The organism is Hydrogenophaga sp. SNF1 (assembly GCF_034421675.1).
GTDB lineage: Bacteria > Pseudomonadota > Gammaproteobacteria > Burkholderiales > Burkholderiaceae_C > Hydrogenophaga > Hydrogenophaga borbori.
Genome location: NZ_CP139793.1, coordinates 1,006,814 through 1,023,730, shown reverse-complemented (window position 1 = coordinate 1,023,730; position 16,917 = coordinate 1,006,814). Strand labels below are relative to the sequence as shown.

Annotated in this window: 15 protein-coding genes; 6 read left to right on the top strand and 9 right to left on the bottom strand. The window is 69.0% G+C overall.

Going from position 1 to position 16,917, the window contains the following annotated elements; genetic code table 11:
- From SOM08_RS04980 to SOM08_RS04960, 5 genes are all read left to right on the top strand, one after another.
- On the top strand, window positions 1-1,527 hold the full coding sequence (locus SOM08_RS04980) for a sigma-54-dependent transcriptional regulator (RefSeq protein WP_116958284.1): 1,527 nt from the start codon (window positions 1-3) through the stop codon (window positions 1,525-1,527).
- Window positions 1,502-2,095: a 1,6-anhydro-N-acetylmuramyl-L-alanine amidase AmpD gene (gene ampD, locus SOM08_RS04975; protein WP_322470153.1), complete on the top strand. Its 594-nt coding sequence runs from the start codon at window positions 1,502-1,504 to the stop codon at window positions 2,093-2,095. The genes SOM08_RS04980 and ampD overlap by 26 nt, the downstream gene beginning before the upstream one ends.
- Window positions 2,096-2,538: 443 nt before the next feature.
- A complete protein-coding gene (locus SOM08_RS04970; protein ID WP_416186996.1) occupies window positions 2,539-5,352 on the top strand; it encodes a ribonucleoside-diphosphate reductase subunit alpha in 2,814 nt (937 codons plus the stop codon).
- A 147-nt stretch (window positions 5,353-5,499) separates the two neighbouring features.
- Window positions 5,500-6,711, top strand: a complete 1,212-nt coding sequence (locus SOM08_RS04965) for a ribonucleotide-diphosphate reductase subunit beta (protein ID WP_116958287.1) — start codon at window positions 5,500-5,502, stop codon at window positions 6,709-6,711.
- Window positions 6,712-6,931: 220 nt separating this feature from the next.
- Window positions 6,932-7,450: a histone H1-like DNA-binding protein gene (locus tag SOM08_RS04960; protein WP_083293152.1), complete on the top strand. Its 519-nt coding sequence runs from the start codon at window positions 6,932-6,934 to the stop codon at window positions 7,448-7,450.
- 67 nt (window positions 7,451-7,517) lie between these two features.
- Here SOM08_RS04960 and SOM08_RS04955 read toward each other — a convergent pair whose 3' ends face one another.
- From SOM08_RS04955 to SOM08_RS04925, 7 genes are all read right to left on the bottom strand, one after another.
- Window positions 7,518-8,417, bottom strand: coding sequence for a carbohydrate kinase family protein (locus tag SOM08_RS04955; RefSeq protein ID WP_116958288.1), 900 nt, complete (start codon window positions 8,415-8,417; stop codon window positions 7,518-7,520).
- 18 nt (window positions 8,418-8,435) lie between these two features.
- A complete protein-coding gene (locus tag SOM08_RS04950) occupies window positions 8,436-9,698 on the bottom strand; it encodes a DUF3426 domain-containing protein (RefSeq protein ID WP_322470152.1) in 1,263 nt (420 codons plus the stop codon).
- A 35-nt stretch (window positions 9,699-9,733) separates the two neighbouring features.
- Entirely contained in the window at window positions 9,734-10,648 is a 915-nt protein-coding gene (prmA, locus tag SOM08_RS04945; RefSeq protein ID WP_116958290.1) for a 50S ribosomal protein L11 methyltransferase, read from the bottom strand.
- Window positions 10,638-11,987 (bottom strand): acetyl-CoA carboxylase biotin carboxylase subunit, encoded by a 1,350-nt coding sequence (accC, locus tag SOM08_RS04940; protein ID WP_070399063.1) that lies wholly within the window; start codon window positions 11,985-11,987, stop codon window positions 10,638-10,640. The genes prmA and accC overlap by 11 nt, the downstream gene beginning before the upstream one ends.
- Before the next feature lie 13 nt (window positions 11,988-12,000).
- The gene (accB, locus tag SOM08_RS04935) at window positions 12,001-12,465 is read right to left on the bottom strand and encodes an acetyl-CoA carboxylase biotin carboxyl carrier protein (protein WP_070399064.1); all 465 of its coding nucleotides are present in this window, start codon (window positions 12,463-12,465) and stop codon (window positions 12,001-12,003) included.
- A gap of 174 nt (window positions 12,466-12,639) precedes the next feature.
- Window positions 12,640-13,173 carry a TlpA disulfide reductase family protein gene (locus tag SOM08_RS04930; RefSeq protein WP_322470151.1) on the bottom strand — a complete coding sequence of 178 codons (534 nt, stop codon included), beginning with the start codon at window positions 13,171-13,173 and terminating at the stop codon, window positions 12,640-12,642.
- Window positions 13,173-13,784: a hypothetical protein gene (locus tag SOM08_RS04925; protein ID WP_116958291.1), complete on the bottom strand. Its 612-nt coding sequence runs from the start codon at window positions 13,782-13,784 to the stop codon at window positions 13,173-13,175. The genes SOM08_RS04930 and SOM08_RS04925 overlap by 1 nt, the downstream gene beginning before the upstream one ends.
- Window positions 13,785-13,824: 40 nt before the next feature.
- Here SOM08_RS04925 and mpl point away from each other — a divergent pair, with 40 nt between their 5' ends.
- Window positions 13,825-15,249: a UDP-N-acetylmuramate:L-alanyl-gamma-D-glutamyl-meso-diaminopimelate ligase gene (gene mpl / locus SOM08_RS04920; protein ID WP_322470150.1), complete on the top strand. Its 1,425-nt coding sequence runs from the start codon at window positions 13,825-13,827 to the stop codon at window positions 15,247-15,249.
- A gap of 16 nt (window positions 15,250-15,265) precedes the next feature.
- On the opposite strand, the gene SOM08_RS04915 is transcribed toward mpl, so the two are convergent.
- Window positions 15,266-15,586 carry a hypothetical protein gene (locus SOM08_RS04915; protein ID WP_070399067.1) on the bottom strand — a complete coding sequence of 107 codons (321 nt, stop codon included), beginning with the start codon at window positions 15,584-15,586 and terminating at the stop codon, window positions 15,266-15,268.
- Window positions 15,587-15,664: 78 nt separating this feature from the next.
- Window positions 15,665-16,798 (bottom strand): 3-deoxy-7-phosphoheptulonate synthase, encoded by a 1,134-nt coding sequence (locus SOM08_RS04910; protein ID WP_322470149.1) that lies wholly within the window; start codon window positions 16,796-16,798, stop codon window positions 15,665-15,667.
- Window positions 16,799-16,917 lie beyond the last annotated feature (119 nt).

Sequence of the window (16,917 nt, the reverse complement as noted above, 5' to 3'; positions counted from 1 at the left end):
ATGTCCGTCGCCGCGAGCGCCTCCATCCTGGTCGTCGATGACGAGCCCGACCTGCGCACGCTCTACGAGCTGACGCTGCTGCGCGAAGGCCACGCCGTCACCACCGCCGCCGACCTGGCGCAGGCGCGCGAGTGCCTGGCCCAGCAGCGCTACGACGTGCTGATCACCGACATGCAGTTGCCCGACGGCCTGGGCCTGACGCTGCTGCGCGACATCGCCGACAGCCCGCGGACCGAGAAGTGCATCGTCATCACCGCCTTCGGTTCGGCCGAGAACGCGGTCGAGTCGCTCAAGGCCGGCGCCTTCGACTACCTCACCAAGCCGGTCGACCTGCGCCAGTTGCGCAGCGCCGTCGGCTCGGCCCTGCGCAGTCAGCGCGCGCCTCTGGCCGCCGCCAGCGAGCGCCCGGCCACCAGCAACGAGCCCACGCGCAGCGCGCCGCCGCCGCCCAGCGGGGTGCGCGCGCTCGCGCGCCTGGTGGGCCAGGCACCCAGCATCGTGCAGACCAAGGCGCGCATCGAGAAGGTCGCCACCAGCATGGCGCCGGTGCTCATCCTGGGCGAGTCGGGCACCGGCAAGGAGCTCGTGGCGCGCGCCGTGCACGAATGCAGCCACCGCGCCAGCGGCCCCTTCGTGGCGGTGAACTGCGGCGCCATCCCCGAAAACCTCATCGAGGCCGAGTTCTTCGGCGCCCGCAAGGGCGCCTACACCGGCGCCAGCGCCGATCGCGAAGGCTATTTCCAGGCCGCGCACGGCGGCACCCTGTTCCTCGACGAGATCGGCGACCTGCCCCTGTCCATGCAGGCCAAGCTGCTGCGCGCCATCCAGGAACGCCGGGTGCGATCGCTCGGCGCGGTACAGGAGGACGTGGTCGACGTGCGCCTGGTCAGCGCCACCCACCGCGACCTGCCCGCGCTGGTGCAGGCCGGCCAGTTCCGCCAGGACCTGTACTACCGGCTGAACGTGATCGGCCTGCGCACGCCCGCGCTGCGCGACCGACCCGAGGACCTGCCCCTGCTCGCGCAGGCCCTGCTCGAGCGCCTGTGCGCCGAAGCCGGCCAGGCCGTGCCCGAACTCTCGCCGGCCGCGCTGGCCTGGCTGCAGGCGCGCGAGCTGCCGGGCAACGTGCGCGAGCTCGAGAACCTGCTGCAGCGCGCGCTCGCGCTGGCCAGCGGCCCCGTGCTGCAACCCGCCGATTTCGGCGAAACCGGCGACACCGAGCCCGCCACGCTGCCCGACCCGCTGCCCGACGCACCGGTGCCGGCTGGCGGACCCTACCGCTTCGTGCCCTTGACGCCGCCGGCCGCCTCCGCCGACGAGCCCGCCCTGCCCAGCGATCTGCAGAGCTACCTCGACGAGCAGGAACGCCAGGTGCTGCTCAAGGCCCTGCAGGAATGCGGCTACAACCGCACCGCGGCGGCGGCAAGGCTGGGCCTGAACCTGCGGCAGATCCGCTACCGCATCCAGCGCCTGGGCATCGTGGTGCCCGGCGCGACCGGCCATGGCGACACCGACGCCACCGATTGAGCCCCGCTGGCACGGCGGCTGGTGGCGCGGCGCTCGGCGGATCGATTCGCCCAACCATGGCGCGCGGCCGCGCGGCACGGCCGTCGACCTGATCGTGCTGCACTCCATCAGCCTGCCACCCGGCGTGTACGGGGGCGACGAGGTCGAGCGCCTGTTCACCAACCGGCTCGACTGGGACGCGCACGCCTACTTCCAGGCCATCCGCGGCATCGAGGTCTCGGCGCATTTCTTCGTGCGCCGCGACGGTCGGGTGCTCCAGTTCGTCTCCACCGCGCGCCGCGCCTGGCACGCCGGCGCCTCGCACTGGCGGGGCCGCGACAACTGCAACGACTTCTCCGTTGGCATCGAGCTCGAAGGCCTGGAGGGCGAGGCCTTCGAGGCCGCGCAGTACGCGGCGCTGGCGCGGCTGTGCCGCGCGCTGCGCGCACGCCACCCGATCGCGCACGTGGCCGGGCACGAGCACATCGCGCCGGGCCGCAAACACGACCCCGGGCCGGGTTTCGACTGGCCCCGGTTGCGACAGCTCGTCGGGTGGAACCCCTCGTGTTTTCCCGAGGCCACAGGCTGAGGGTATCGGGGTGTTTCGCGCGCCACCCCAAGCGCGCCATCGGACACCAGAGACGGCACGCGGCCTGCGGCACCGAATCGCCTTGCACCCCGCATGAACACTGCGCTTTTCGAGTGAAACGCAGGCGCCGCCAATGCTGCGCGCGCGCCCTCGCGCGGCGGCTGTTTCCCTGAGGGCATCCATCGGCCGCGATGGATTCACAAACACTATCGGTAGTGCCTTGTTGCCCCCCTACACACCAGATATAGTGTGCCCCCGGATACCCCCCAACCCTGAAAACCGCGCCGCCGCGAGCCCACCCGGCGCCAGGCACCAGGGGCGGATCGACCCGATCACCGAGAACAAATCCTGAATCGAGAGGAACCATGCTGAGCGCAGCCACCCCCCAGTCCCCCGCCGCCAACGTCCCGACATCCGCGCCCGGCGTCTCGCCCTCCCCCGCCATGGCCTCCGTGTCCGCCTACGCCCAGTACCAGATCATCCGGCGCAATGGCGCCGTGGTGCCCTTCGAGCCCAGCAAGATCGCCGTGGCCATGATGAAGGCCTTCCTGGCCGTGCACGGCACGCAGGGCGCGGCCTCGGCCAGCGTGCGCGAAACGGTGGACCAGCTGACGCAGGTCGTGGTGCGCGCCCTCATGCGTTCGCGTCCGGGCGGCGGCACCTTCCACATCGAGGACGTGCAGGACCAGGCCGAACTCGGCCTGATGCGCAGCGGCCACCATGAAGTCGCGCGCGCCTACGTGCTCTACCGCGAGCGCCGCGCCGCCGAGCGCGCCACCCAGGCCGCCACCGCGCGCGCCGCCGAGCCTCAGCTGCACGTACTCGACGGCGGCCAGCGCGTGCCGCTGGACATCGACGCCCTCACGCGCCTGATCACCGACGCCTGCGTCGGTCTGGGTGCCGACGTCAAGGCCGATCCCATCGTCGCCGAGACCAAGCGCAACCTGTACGACGGCGTGCCCATGGACGAGGTCTACAAGGCCGCCATCCTGGCCGCGCGCACACTGATCGAAAAAGACCCCGACTACACCTACGCCACCGCGCGCCTGCTGCTGCACACCATCGTCAAGGAGATCCTGGGCCAGGAAGTGCCGCAGGCGCAGATGGCCCAGCGCTACGCCGACTACTTCCCCGAGTTCATCCAGCGCGGCGTCAACGCCGAGCTGCTCAACCCGGACCTGCTGAACTTCGACCTCGCCCGCCTGGGCGCCGCGCTCAAGCCCGAGCGCGACCTGCAGTTCGACTACCTCGGCCTGCAGACCCTGTACGACCGCTACTTCCTGCACGTGCGCAAGACGCGCATCGAGCTGCCGCAGGCCTTCTTCATGCGCGTGGCCATGGGCCTGTCGCTCAACGAGATCGACCGCGAAGCCCGCGCCATCGAGTTCTACGAGATCCTCTCGACCTTCGACTTCATGAGCAGCACGCCCACGCTGTTCAACAGCGGCACGCTGCGCTCGCAGCTGTCCAGCTGCTACCTCACCACGGTGCCCGACGACCTCGACGGCATCTATGAGTCCATCAAGGAAAACGCCCTGCTGTCCAAGTTCGCCGGCGGCCTGGGCAACGACTGGACCCGCGTGCGCGCCCTGGGCAGCCACATCAAGGGCACCAACGGCGAATCGCAGGGCGTCGTGCCCTTCCTGAAAGTCGTCAACGACACCGCCGTGGCCGTGAACCAGGGCGGCAAGCGCAAGGGCGCGGTCTGCACCTACCTCGAGACCTGGCACCTCGACATCGAGGAGTTCCTGGAGCTGCGCAAGAACACCGGCGACGACCGCCGCCGCACCCACGACATGAACACCGCGAACTGGATTCCGGACCTGTTCATGAAGCGCGTGCTGGAAAAGGGCGAGTGGAGCCTGTTCTCCCCCTCCAACACCCCCGACCTGCACGACAAGTTCGGCACCGACTTCGAAAAGGCCTATGTGGCCTACGAGGAAAAGGCCGCGCGCGGCGAGATCAAGCCTTACAAGAAGGTGCCCGCCACCGACCTGTGGCGCAAGATGCTGTCGATGCTGTTCGAGACCGGCCACCCCTGGATCACCTTCAAGGACGCCTGCAACGTGCGCAGCCCGCAGCAGCACGCCGGCGTGGTGCACAGCTCCAACCTCTGCACCGAGATCACGCTCAACACCAGCGACACCGAGACCGCCGTGTGCAACCTCGGCTCGGTCAACCTGCTGCGCCACCTGAAGGACGGCGCGATCGACCACGACAAGCTGCGCAAGACCATCGCCACGGCCATGCGCATGCTCGACAACGTGATCGACATCAACTACTACGCGGTCAAGAAGGCGCGCGACTCCAACCTGCGCCACCGCCCGGTGGGCCTGGGCGTCATGGGCTTCCAGGACGCGCTGTACGAGCTGCGCATCCCCTACGCCTCGAACGAGGCGGTGGAATTCGCCGACCGCTCCATGGAAGCCGTCTGCTACTACGCCTATTGGGCTTCCACCGAACTGTCCCGCGAGCGCGGCCGCTACAGCAGCTTCAAGGGCTCGCTGTGGGACAAGGGCATCCTGCCGCCCGACACCCTGGACCTGCTGGCCCGCGAGCGCGGCGGCTACGTCGACGTCGACCGCTCCAGCAGCCTCGACTGGGACGCGCTGCGCCAGAAGATCGCCCGCGACGGCATGCGCAACTCCAACTGCGTGGCCATCGCCCCCACCGCCACCATCTCCAACATCATCGGCGTGGACGCCTCCATCGAGCCCTGCTTCGGCAACCTCTCGGTCAAGTCCAACCTGTCCGGCGAGTTCACCGTCATCAACGGCTACCTCGTCAAGGACCTCAAGCGCCTGGGCCTGTGGGACGACGTGATGGTCATGGACCTCAAGCACTTCGACGGTTCGCTGCGTCCCATCGACCGCGTGCCGCAGGACGTCAAGGCCCTGTACGCCACCGCCTTCGAGGTCGAGCCGGTGTGGCTGGTGGAGGCCGCGGCGCGCCGCCAGAAGTGGATCGACCAGGCGCAAAGCCTGAACATCTACATGGCCGGCGCCTCGGGCAAGAAGCTCGACGAAACCTACAAGCTCGCCTGGCTGCGCGGCCTCAAGACCACCTATTACCTGCGCACGACCTCGGCCACGCAGGTGGAGAAATCCACCGGTCGCACGGGCCAGCTCAATGCCGTGTCGGTGACGCCGAGCGCGCCGATGGCCGCGAGCGCCAGCGCCGCCGAAGCCGCGAGCGAACCCGCCACCGATGTGAAGTTCTGCGCCATCGACGACCCGGGTTGCGAGGCCTGTCAGTGATTCGGATTGCGCGCAATCGAAGCCCGAGGCGGTGCGAAACGTCGAATCATTCGATGCAACACCGCAACAGAATTCGTGAGCGCGCGGCCTGATTGCTTTGCAATTCGCACAGACACTTTGATAATTCGCTGAATCGGACCGATCCTTATGTTGACCTGGGAAGAACCCACAACGCCATCTTCGACGTCGACGCACAGCCCCCGCCCTTCCGGCCAGCCGGGCTTGCAAGTCTCATCCTTCGGTGAGGCACCTACTTCCGTCGCCAGCGCTGCCGCCTTCGCCGCGGCCGCCGCGCAGTCCCCGTCGCCAGAAGCCCAGCGCGCCAAGCAGGCCGCGCCGCAGCGCCGCATCAACGTGGCCGACAAGCGCATCATCAACGGCCAGACCGACGTCAACCAGCTCGTTCCCTTCAAATACAAGTGGGCCTGGGAGAAGTACCTGGCCACCTGCGCCAACCACTGGATGCCGCAGGAAGTGAACATGAGCCGCGACATCGCGCTCTGGAAGGACCCCAACGGCCTCACCGAGGACGAGCGCCGCATCGTCAAGCGCAACCTGGGCTTCTTCGTCACCGCCGACTCGCTGGCCGCCAACAACATCGTGCTGGGCACCTACCGCCACATCACGGCGCCCGAGTGCCGCCAGTTCCTGCTGCGCCAGGCCTTCGAGGAAGCGATCCACACGCACGCCTACCAGTACATCGTGGAATCGCTGGGCCTGGACGAGGCCGAGATCTTCAACGCCTACAACGAGGTGCAGTCGATCCGCGACAAGGACGAGTTCCTGATCCCCTTCATCGAGGCGATCATGGACCCGAACTTCCACACGGGCACGCCCGAGAACGACCAGACGCTGCTCAAGAGCCTGATCGTCTTCGCCTGCCTCATGGAAGGCATGTTCTTCTACGTCGGCTTCACCCAGATCCTGGCGCTGGGCCGGCAGAACAAGATGACCGGCGCCGCCGAGCAGTACCAGTACATCCTGCGCGACGAGTCGATGCACTGCAATTTCGGCATCGACCTGATCAACGCGATCAAGATGGAGAACCCGCTGCTCTGGACGGCCGAATTCAAGGCCGAGGTCAAGGAGCTGTTCCTCAAGGCTGTCGAGCTCGAATACCGCTACGCCGAGGACACCATGCCGCGCGGCGTGCTGGGCCTCAATGCCTCCATGTTCAAGGGCTATCTGCGCTACATCGCCAACCGGCGCGCCACGCAGATCGGCCTGGAGCCCCTGTTCCCGAACGAAGAGAACCCGTTCCCCTGGATGAGCGAAATGATCGATCTCAAGAAGGAACGCAACTTCTTCGAAACGCGGGTGATCGAGTACCAATCGGGCGGAGCGTTGTCCTGGGACTGATGTCCCGGCCGGACGCTTCGCGCATTGCCAGAAAACAAGAACACGAATTGAATCATCAGGACAGCCGCAGGGCGCGCAGACGCCCGCGCTGGCCTGACCCCCGGATTCAGCGCCCTGGGGTCTGTTGTGGATGCATCCACCTGACCGCAGTACGTTGAATCGCTTCACCGGCCATCCGACCGGCTGAAGTGCTCTTTGCAACTTGATCAAGGAGAAAGCAATGGCAACTGCGAAGAAGGCCCCGGCCAAGAAGGCTGCGGCGAAGAAGGCGCCGGCGAAGAAGAAAGTCGCCGCCAAGAAAGCCCCGGCGAAGAAAGTCGTGGCGAAGAAGGCTCCGGCGAAGAAAGTCGCGGCGAAGAAGGCCCCGGCGAAGAAGAAAGTCGCTGCCAAGAAAGCCCCGGCGAAGAAAGTCGCGGCGAAGAAGGCTCCGGCGAAGAAGAAAGTCGCCGCCAAGAAAGCCCCGGCGAAGAAAGTCGCGGCGAAGAAGGCTCCGGCGAAGAAAGCCGTTGCCAAGAAAGCGCCGGCGAAGAAAGCCGCTGCGAAGAAGGCGCCCGCGAAGAAGGCGGCGGCCAAGAAGGCTCCTGCGAAAAAGGCTGCCCCTGCGAAGAAGGCGGCCCCCGCAAAAAAAGCTGAGCCGGCCAAGAAGCCGGCTGCCCCTGCTCCCGCGGCCGCTCCCGCCGCTCAGACCAAGCTCAACCCTCAAGCCGCCTGGCCGTTCCCGACGTCCAGCAAGCCCTGAGACAGCCTTGAGTTGATCTGAAAGCCCGGTGCGAAAGCACCGGGCTTTTTTCATTGCCGGTCCGCGTTCAGGCCTTGAGCGCGGCGTCCACCGTGTAGTTCTGCGGACCACGCACCGCGATCTTGAGCGCCCCCAGGCGGTTGCCCAGTTCGGCGCAGCGCGCCAGCGGCCAGCCCTGCGAAAGGCCGTGCAGCAGGGCCGCGCGGAAGGCGTCGCCGCAGCCCGTGGGGTCGATCACGGCCTCGGCCTTCACACCCGGCACGCGCGTGGCCACACCGCCTTCCCACACATCGCAGCCCTGGTCGGCGAGCGTGACCACCAGACCACGCACGCGCCGGGAGATGTCCGCCAACGACAGGCCCGTGCGGTCGCAGAGCATGCGGCCTTCATAGTCGTTCACCGCCACCCAGCTCGCCTGGTCGATGAAGCGCAGCAGCTCCTCGCCATTGAACATGGGCAGGCCCTGGCCCGGATCGAACACGAAGGGCACGCCCGCGGCCTTGAGCTGCGCGGCGTGGGAGAGCATGGCCTCGCGGCCGTCGGGCGCGATGATGCCCAGCGCCAGATCCTGGCGAGCGGGCACGGGCGTGTCGTGCGCGAAGGACATCGCGCCCGGGTGGAACGCCGTGATCTGGTTGTTGTCGCGGTCGGTCATGATCATGGCCTGCGCCGTGTATGCGTCGGCCACCGTGCTCACGTGGGCGGTGTCCACGCCGAGTTCGCGCATGCGCGCGAGGTAGTCGGCGCCATCGCTGCCGAGCGCGGCGAGCGGGGCCACCTCGGCGCCCAGTTGCCGCAGCCCGTAGGCGATGTTGCCCGCGCAACCGCCGAAGTCGCGCCGCAGGCCGGGCACCAGGAAAGACACGTTCAGGATGTGCAGCTGGTCGGGCAGGATCTGATCGGCGAACCGGCCCTCGAAGGTCATGATGGTGTCGAAGGCCAGCGAGCCGCAAACGAGGATGGGCATGGTGTCGGAGGGTGGGTTTCAGGGATAGAAGACCAGGGCGCGGTAACCCGCGGTGGGCACGCCCTCGCCGAGCGAAATCGAGAGGCGGAAGCTGACCGACAGGCGCCCACCGGGCGGCAGGGCGGCGGTCTCGACAGGCCAGTCCTGCGGCAGGAAGACCCGGCGCGAGATGACGAGCCCGTTGGGGTCGGTCAAGGTCAGTTCGAGCGCGGGCAGCGCCACCTCCAGCGGCGACTGGTTGTGCAGCACAAGGTCGAACGAGTGGAAGTTGCCCAGGCGGCGCACCAGTTCGGCGCTGTCGATCACGATGGCATCGATGCGGCGCACCGGCGCCAGGTCGCAGCCCAGCCAGCCGCAGGCCTGCACGATCAATGGTTTGAGCGCGGGCTGGGCCGCCACCAGGCGGTGGCGCTGCTGGATGGCCCATTGGCCCGCGAGCAGCGCGGCCAGCAGCAGCGCCACCAGCACCAGCACCACGCGCACGCCAGGCGACGACCAGAAGGCGCGCCGGCGGGCCTGGCGCACGAAGCCTGGCTCGGCGTCGGGCGCGTCGGCATCGGCTGGGGGGCGGCTGTCCATCGGCGCCTCGCTGGCGGGCGCGGGAGGGGCTGGCGCGGCGGGCGACGCATCGCTGTCGCCATGGGCCGGTGGGGCGTCGGGCACCAGGGGCGCCCGGGACGAATGCGCGAAGCGCTCGAGCTCGGCGTGGAAGTCGGACTCCGGTTCCTCGCGCGATTCGACGGCGAGCGTCTGCAGCACGCTGGGCACCGCCAGCGCATCGGGGGGCTGGATGGAGTCGGGCCAATCGGAGGGTGCGCGCCGCTCGACACCGTCGTCGTCCTCGCCCGCATCCCGCGGGCTGGGCGCCGGTGCGGCGCTCGGCGGGGCGGCCACGGGGGACTCGGTGGCGGGCGGCTCGGCGGCGGGCGGCACCGACTGCGCCGTGGCGGCGGGCTCCAGCGGGCCATCGCCGAACCAGGCCTTCGGGTCGTCATCGTCGGGCACCGAAGGCGTGTCGACCGGCGCTGGCGCCGGCGTGGGTGCAGCCGGCACCGGCGCTGGCTCAGCCGTGGGCGGCGGCGCAGCGCTCACGGGTCCCGGCACGGGCGGCGGCACAGCGACCGGCGCCGCCGCGGCGGGTGCCCAGGCCTCCAGGTGGATGGTGGCGTCGAACACGTCGGCGCAATGCCCGCAGCGCACCCAGCCATCCGAAATCTTGAGTTGATCGGCCACCACGCGGAACACGGTGCCGCAAGCCGGACAGCGGGTGGTGAAACTCATGGGGCCCGATTATCGCGGGCCGCGCCGGGCGGGCCTCAAGGCTTGCGCGCGGTCATGAGGATCCAGCCGTCCTCTTCGTCGCTGACCTCCAGCGCGAGCCAGGGCGCGTAGGCCTCGCGCAGCTCGTCGGCCTGGCGCGCGAGGATGCCGGCGAGCACCAGGTGCCCGCCGGCGCGCACATGCGCGCAGAGCAGCGGCGCCAGCACCTTGAGCGGCGTGGCCAGGATGTTGGCGAGCACCAGGTCGTGCTCGCCCTTCGCGGCGTCGGGCAGGCCGGCCTGCAGCGCCACACGGTTTGCCTCGGCGTTCAGGCGCGTGGATTCCACCGCGGCCGGGTCGATGTCCACCGCGAGGATTTCTCGCGCGCCGTGCTTGGCCGCGCCGATGGCCAGGATGCCCGAGCCGCAGCCGTAGTCGAGCACGCGCGGTCCCACGGGCGCGTGCGTGGCCGTCCAGCGCAGGCACATGCGCGTGGTGGGGTGGGTGCCGGTGCCGAAAGCCAGGCCCGGGTCGAGCCGGATCACCTCACGCGCCTGAGCCGGCGGCTCGTGCCACGACGGCACGATCCAGAACGTGGGCGTGATCTCCACCGGCTCGAACTGCGACTGCGTCAGGCGCACCCAGTCCTGCTCGGGCACGGCGCGCACGCCCTGCACGCGGCAGCCATCGAAGAAGTCCTGCGCGGCCAGCAGCACGGCGGCTTCGCGCGCGCCCGCCTCATCCGGGAACAGCGCCACCACGCGCGAGCGCTGCCAGCCCTCCTTGGGCGGTGGCATGCCGGGCTCGCCGAACAGGGCCTGCTCCGCCTCGGTCATGGCGTCGGCGTCTTCCACCGACACGCTGAGCGCGTCCAGCGCGTCCAAGGCCTCGCCCACGGCTTCGATGGCCGCCTCGGGCACCACCAGAACCAGTTCGAAGGGCGTGGCCGCGCCGGGCTGTTCAGCGCTCACGTTGCGAGAGCCACTCTTCGAGGTAGTGGATGTTGGTGCCGCCAGCCACGAAGTTGGCGTCCACCATCAGCTCACGGTGCAGCGGGATGTTGGTCTTGATGCCCTCGACCACCGTCTCGGCCAGCGCGGTGCGCATGCGCGCCAGCGCCTGCTCGCGCGTGTCGCCGTGCACGATGATCTTGCCGATCATGGAGTCGTAGTTGGGCGGCACGAAGTAGTTGGCGTAGACGTGCGAATCCACGCGCACCCCCGGGCCGCCCGGCGGGTGCCACATGGTGATACGGCCCGGCGAGGGCGTGAACTTGTACGGGTCCTCGGCGTTCACGCGGCACTCGATGGCGTGGCCCTTGAGCTGCACCTGGCGCTGCGTGAACGGGAGTTTTTCACCCGCGGCCACCGCGATCTGCGTGCGCACGATGTCGATGCCGGTGATCCATTCGGTCACCGGGTGCTCCACCTGCACGCGCGTGTTCATCTCGATGAAATAGAACTCGCCGTTCTCGAACAGGAACTCGAAAGTGCCCGCGCCGCGGTAGCCGATCTTCTTGCAGGCCGCTGCGCAGCGCTCGCCGATCTTCTCGATCAGGCGGCGCGGGATGCCCGGCGCCGGCGCCTCCTCGATGACCTTCTGGTGGCGCCGCTGCATGGAGCAGTCGCGCTCGCCCAGGTAGACGGCGTTGCGGTGCTGGTCGGCCAGCACCTGGATTTCGATGTGCCGCGGGTTCTGGAGGAATTTCTCCATGTAGACCTCGGCATTGCCGAAAGCGGCGCCGGCCTCGGCCTTGGTGGTCTGCACCGCGTGCAGCAGCGCGGCCTCGGTGTGCACCACGCGCATGCCGCGGCCGCCACCGCCGCCCGCGGCCTTGATGATCACCGGGTAGCCCACGGCCTTGGCGGTGCGCTTGATCACCACCGGGTCGTCGGGCAACGCGCCGTCGGAGCCGGGCACGCAGGGCACGCCGGCGCGGATCATGGCCTGCTTGGCCGACACCTTGTCGCCCATGAGGCGGATGGAGTCGGGCGTGGGGCCGATGAAGGTGAAGCCGCTGCGTTCCACGCGCTCGGCGAAGTCGGCGTTCTCGCTCAGGAAGCCATAGCCCGGGTGAATGGCCTCAGCGTCCGTCACCTCGGCGGCCGAGATGATGGCGGGCATGTTCAGGTAGCTCTGCCCCGATTGCGCCGGGCCGATGCACACCGCCTCATCGGCCAGCTTGACGTACTTGGCGTCGCGGTCGGCCTCGGAATAGACCATCACCGCCTTGATGCCCATCTCGCGGCAGGCGCGCTGGATGCGCAGCGCGATCTCGCCCCGGTTGGCGATCAGGATCTTCTTGAACATGGGTGGGCGGCCCTCACTCGATCGCGAACAGCGGCTGGCCGTATTCGACGGCCTGGCCGTTCTGGACCAGGATCTGGGTGACGGTGCCGCTCTTGTCGGCCTCGATCTCGTTGAGGATCTTCATCGCCTCGACGATGCAGATGGTGTCGCCCTCCTTCACCGTGTCGCCGACCTCGACGAACGGCTTGGCGCCCGGGGCCGAGGCGCGGTAGAACGTGCCGACCATGGGGGACTTGACCGTGTGGCCGGCGGGCTGCGCGGGCGCGGCCGGCGCCGCGGCGGGCGAAGCCACCTCCACCACCTGGGCCGGGGCTGCAGGGGCCTGCATGGGCGGCATGCTGTAGGTGATGGGGGCGGGCATCACGGCCGGGGTGGCCTTGACGATGCGGACTTTGCCTTCCGCTTCGGTGATCTCGAGCTCCGACACGTTCGATTCCGACACCAGATCGATCAGCGTCTTGAGTTTTCGCAAATCCATGATTTCTCCAACGAAGTTCGGCGAAATTGGTACTAAATGCTCTCTATTTCACAAAATGGAGAGGACCAAGCCGCCAAAGGGTGGGGCAGTGTACACGAAGGGCCGAACCCGGCCGGTTCGGCCATCCCGGCGGAATTCAATGAAGATGGCCGCGCTTGATGCGCGTTGAGCGCGTCAGACCGACCCGGCCCAGGCCGTCAGCTCGGCCTCGTGGACCTGGCCGATCTTGCGGTGAACGGCGCGGCCGTCTGGCCCGAACACCACCGTGAACGGCAAGGCGCCGGTGGCGTTGCCCAGCGAACGGCTGAGGTCGGTGCCGGCGAAGCCGGTCATGCCCACGGGAAAGCGCAGCGGCAGGCGCTGCAGGAACTGGCGCACCGGCTCCACCCGGTCCACGGCCAAGGCGAGGAACTGCCAGCCTTTGGGCGCCTGCTTCTCGTGGAAGGCGTTGAGCAGCGGCAGCTCTTCCACGCACGGCGGGCACCAGGTGGCCCAGAAGTTCACCAACAGCGGGCTGCCGCGCCAGCTGGCCACAGCCAGCGAACCGCCCTCGGGCGTTTCGAAGGCCGTTTGCCAGAAAGCGGTCTCGGCGCCGTCGAGCACAGGGGTCGGGCTCAGGCGGCGGTCGGCCCACCAGGCGCCGGTGCCGGCCGCGGCCAGGGCCACGCCCCCCGCCAGCCAGTGGCGGCGTTGCATCTTCATGGCCATCAGGCGCCCTCCCCCGCCTCGGCGATCAGGCGCTCACGCAGCGCGGCGGCGTCGCCGCGCGGTTTGCGGCCCTGGCTGTCGGGCCTGAGGGCGCCGCGCAGGTCGTCCAGGTCGTGCACCAGCAGGTGCATGAGCACCCATTGGCCCAGTGCCTCGCTGCGCGTGCGCACGGTCAGGGCGTCGACGGCCTCACCGCGCCAGCCGCTGGCCGTGCCGGGGTGGTAGTCCACCTTGTGGTCGATCAAGGCCCATTCGGCCTGCTTGGGGTCGTCGCAGAAAAGGTGCATGTGGAGGTCGCTGTGGCGCGTGGCCGTGCCGTGCCAGGCGGCGCCGCCCAGGTGGGGGCGGAAGGACTGGAGTCGATCCATCCAGACCAGCGCCAGTTCCCGCAGCGCGCGCAGCTCGGCCGGCTGGGTGTCGGCGCAGAACACGGCGATGTGCTCGCGCACGGCCGCTTCCAGCGTGTCGTTGTCGGGCAGCGGGGTTCGGGCCGGCAGGCCCAGCTGGCGGATGGCGGCGCGCTTGGCCGCGGCGTAGTCCTGGCCTTCGTCGACCACCAGGCGCGCGGCCACGGCGGCGATCTCGGCGGCGGTGTCGTCTCGCGAGAGCATCCGGGGATTGTGCCCCGTGGGCAAAACCTAGAATCCGCGCATGCATATTCACATCCTGGGCATCTGCGGCACGTTCATGGGCGGTGTCGCGGCCCTGGCCCGCGAGGCGGGCCACCGCGTGACCGGTTGCGACGCCGGCGTCTACCCCCCCATGAGCGACCAGCTGCGCGCGCTGGGCATCGACCTCATCGAAGGCTTCGGTGCCGACCAGATGGCGCTGAACCCCGACATCTGGGTGGTGGGCAACGTGGTGAGCCGCGCGCGCCTGCCGGACGGCGCGCCCAAGTTCCCGCTGATGGAAGCCATCCTGGAGGCCGGCGCGCCCTACACCAGCGGACCGCAGTGGTTGGCCGAGCACGTGCTGCAGGGCCGCCACGTGCTGGCCGTCGCCGGCACGCACGGCAAGACCACCACCACGTCGATGCTGGCCTGGGTGCTGGAGGCCTGCGGGCACCAACCCGGCTTCCTGGTGGGTGGGGTGCCGATGAATTTCGGCGTGTCAGCGCGGCTGGGCGAAGGCCAGGCCCATCGCGCCGCAGGTCCGTCCCCGGGCGCGAGGGCCCCGTTCGTCATCGAGGCCGACGAGTACGACACCGCCTTCTTCGACAAGCGCAGCAAGTTCGTGCACTACCGCCCGCGCACGGCCATCCTCAACAACCTCGAATTCGACCACGCCGACATCTTCGACGACCTCAAGGCCATCGAACGGCAGTTCCACCACCTGGTGCGCACCGTGCCGGGCAGTGGCCGCGTGGTGGTCAACGGCCTGGAGGACAGCCTGGAGCGCGTGCTGCACCAGGGCTGCTGGAGCGAGCTGCGCAGCTTCGGCGCCGCCGTGAGCGACTTCACCGCGCAGGGCGAGCCGCACGATTTCGCCGTGCTGTACCGCGGCCAGGCGGTCGGCCATGTGCGCTGGGCGCTCAGTGGCGTGCACAACCAGCTCAACGCGCTCGCCGCCATCGCCGCGGCCGATCACCTCGGCGTGCCGCCGGCCGAGGCCGCGCAGGCGCTGGCCCACTTTCAGAACGTGCGCCGCCGCATGGAGGTGCGCGGCACCGTGGCGCGTGCGGGCGGGCACATCACGGTCTACGACGACTTCGCCCACCACCCCACGGCCATCCGCACCACCCTCGACGGCCTGGCGCGCCGACTCGGCCAGCCGCGCGGGCGCATCCTGGCGGTGTTCGAGCCACGCAGCAACACCATGAAGTTGGGCACCATGAAATCGCAGCTGCCCTGGAGCCTGGAAAACGCCGATCTGGCCTTCTGCCATTCGGGCGGGCTCGACTGGGACGCTGCCGAGGCGCTGGCCCCCATGGGCGCGCGCGCGCAGGTCGGCGCGAACATCGAAACGGTCGTCAACCAGGTCGTGCGGGCCGCGCAGGCCGGCGACCACATCGTGTGCATGAGCAACGGCGGCTTCGGCGGCATTCACGAGCGCCTGCTCAAGGCGCTCGCCGGCTGATGGCCGCGCGCCGGGCTCAGTAGCTCAGCGACTGCGCCGGCACATCCACCGTGACCAGCGGCTTGGCCAGCGCTGCGCTGGCCGCGCGAGCAAAGGCCAGGGCCCAGTCGCGGTGCGCCGCGTCCTGGAAGCGCGGCTGGCCAGCGGCCTGCGCGATGCACAGGATCTTGTCGGCCGTGAGCACCTTGCCCGTGGGGCGGATCGGCTCGCAGCCCATCCGCGTGAATTGCTCGTCCAGCCAGTGCCGCGCCTGGTCGTGCGGCATGGGCTGCACCTCTTCCAGGTCGATGCGGTAGGTGGCGGGCTCGCCCCAGGTGATGATGACTTGGCTGCGCATGTGGGTCTCCGCAAGGCGTGTTGTCGAGCCATTGTGCCGCGCGCCGGGGCGCGGCACGGCGCGAACCCCCTGGACGGCTCAGCCCGCGCGGCGCCGCGCGGCCAGCACCGACTGCGACAGGATCTCCAGCGCCTGCACCGAATCGTCCCAGCCCAGGCAGGCGTCGGTGATGCTCTGGCCGTACTGCAGCGCCGCGGGGTCGTCCTTGCCGGGGGTGAACTTCTGCGCGCCGGCCTCGATGTGGCTTTCGATCATCACGCCGAAGATGGACCGGGAGCCGCCCGCGATCTGCGCGCCCACGTCACGCGCCACGTCGAGCTGCTTCTCGTGCTGCTTGCTGCTGTTGGCGTGGCTGAAATCGATCATGAGGCGAGGCACCTGCTTGGCCGCCTCCAGGTCCTTCACGGCGGCGGCCACGCTGGCGGCGTCGTAGTTGGGCGCCTTGCCGCCGCGCAGGATCACGTGGCAGTCCCGGTTGCCCTTGGTCTGCACGACAGCGACCTGACCGTTCTTGTGCACCGACAGGAAATGGTGGCCGCGGCCCGCCGCCTGGATGGCGTCGGTCGCGATCTTGATGTTGCCATCGGTGCCGTTCTTGAAGCCGATCGGCGCCGACAGGCCCGACGCCAGCTCGCGGTGCACCTGGCTCTCGGTGGTGCGCGCGCCGATGGCGCCCCAGCTGATGAGGTCGCCGATGTACTGCGGTGAAATCACGTCGAGGAACTCGCTGCCCGCCGGCAGGCCCTGGCGGTTGATCTCGATCAGCAGCTGGCGCGCGATGCGCAGGCCCTCGTCGATGCGGTAGCTCTCATCCAGGTAGGGGTCGTTGATCAGGCCCTTCCACCCCACCGTGGTGCGCGGCTTCTCGAAGTACACGCGCATCACGACCTCCAGCGTATCGGCGTGCTGTTCGCGCAGCTTCTTCAGGCGCCGCGCATAGTCCAGGGCCGCGCCTGGGTCGTGGATGGAGCACGGGCCGATGACCACGAGCAGCCGGTCGTCCTTGCCGTGCAGGATGCGGTGGATGCGCTGGCGCGTCTGGCTGATGAGGTCTTCCGTCGCCGTGCCGGCGATAGGGAAGAAGCGGATAAGGTGTTCGGGCGGGGGAAGCACGGTGATCTTCTGGATGCGTTGGTCGTCGGTCTCGCTGGTCTTGTCGAGCGGACGCGCATACCAGGCGTCGCTGGCGGCGGAAGTGGCTTTGGCGTTCATCACGGGCTCCTGGGTGGGTCTAGAGAAAATGGATGGGGCGAAAAAAAACCGCCGGGCTTGAGGCTCCGGCGGTTGTTGTTCGAGATGCTTGGCGCGCTTACGACTTCGCCTCTCGTCCG

What these genes read in the sequence shown, in the direction of transcription:
- SOM08_RS04980 (WP_116958284.1), top strand. Translation starts at nt 1, where the DNA reads ATGTCCGTCGCCGCGAGCGCCTCCATCCTGGTCGTCGATGACGAGCCC.
- ampD (WP_322470153.1), top strand. Translation starts at nt 1,502, where the DNA reads ATGGCGACACCGACGCCACCGATTGAGCCCCGCTGGCACGGCGGCTGG.
- SOM08_RS04970 (WP_416186996.1), top strand. Translation starts at nt 2,539, where the DNA reads ATGGCCTCCGTGTCCGCCTACGCCCAGTACCAGATCATCCGGCGCAAT.
- SOM08_RS04965 (WP_116958287.1), top strand. Translation starts at nt 5,500, where the DNA reads ATGTTGACCTGGGAAGAACCCACAACGCCATCTTCGACGTCGACGCAC.
- SOM08_RS04960 (WP_083293152.1), top strand. Translation starts at nt 6,932, where the DNA reads ATGGCAACTGCGAAGAAGGCCCCGGCCAAGAAGGCTGCGGCGAAGAAG.
- SOM08_RS04955 (WP_116958288.1), bottom strand. Translation starts at nt 8,417, where the DNA reads ATGCCCATCCTCGTTTGCGGCTCGCTGGCCTTCGACACCATCATGACC.
- SOM08_RS04950 (WP_322470152.1), bottom strand. Translation starts at nt 9,698, where the DNA reads ATGAGTTTCACCACCCGCTGTCCGGCTTGCGGCACCGTGTTCCGCGTG.
- accC (WP_070399063.1), bottom strand. Translation starts at nt 11,987, where the DNA reads ATGTTCAAGAAGATCCTGATCGCCAACCGGGGCGAGATCGCGCTGCGC.
- accB (WP_070399064.1), bottom strand. Translation starts at nt 12,465, where the DNA reads ATGGATTTGCGAAAACTCAAGACGCTGATCGATCTGGTGTCGGAATCG.
- SOM08_RS04930 (WP_322470151.1), bottom strand. Translation starts at nt 13,173, where the DNA reads ATGGCCATGAAGATGCAACGCCGCCACTGGCTGGCGGGGGGCGTGGCC.
- SOM08_RS04925 (WP_116958291.1), bottom strand. Translation starts at nt 13,784, where the DNA reads ATGCTCTCGCGAGACGACACCGCCGCCGAGATCGCCGCCGTGGCCGCG.
- mpl (WP_322470150.1), top strand. Translation starts at nt 13,825, where the DNA reads ATGCATATTCACATCCTGGGCATCTGCGGCACGTTCATGGGCGGTGTC.
- SOM08_RS04915 (WP_070399067.1), bottom strand. Translation starts at nt 15,586, where the DNA reads ATGCGCAGCCAAGTCATCATCACCTGGGGCGAGCCCGCCACCTACCGC.
- SOM08_RS04910 (WP_322470149.1), bottom strand. Translation starts at nt 16,798, where the DNA reads ATGAACGCCAAAGCCACTTCCGCCGCCAGCGACGCCTGGTATGCGCGT.